At 29.1% G+C, this 326-nt stretch carries 1 protein-coding gene; it reads left to right on the top strand.

Annotated elements, in window-relative coordinates; translation table 11 throughout:
* Positions 1-326: hypothetical protein (locus QWI17_RS00605; RefSeq protein WP_302720556.1), on the top strand; the 326-nt coding region annotated here is incomplete at both ends.

The raw sequence follows: 326 nt of genomic DNA, 5'->3' as shown, positions 1-326 counted from the left end.
ATTTTCAACCCTAATATCGAGTTTGATTTTGGTGCTTTGAAGAATGAATTGACAGAACATTTTAGATATTTCCATCAAACAAGTGCCCTCGTTTTTCTTCATTGCTCTACTGTATCTTCTGTAGAATCTCTTATAAAAATTAATCTCGATAAAATTTTTAAAAGTATTCCAAAAGCAGAAGAAAACTCACTTGTTGAAAGCATTTTTTATGTTGGTTACAATAAATCAGACTTTATCTTTTCAAAAGATGATCGCTTTTTGAAAGAGAACTTTAAGGAAATTATTAATCAAGGATTAGCAAACATCTTTATATCAAATGGAGGGCT

This window comes from Gilvimarinus gilvus, assembly GCF_030518155.1.
Lineage (GTDB): Bacteria > Pseudomonadota > Gammaproteobacteria > Pseudomonadales > Cellvibrionaceae > Gilvimarinus > Gilvimarinus gilvus.
This window is presented reverse-complemented; position numbering and strand designations above follow the sequence as displayed.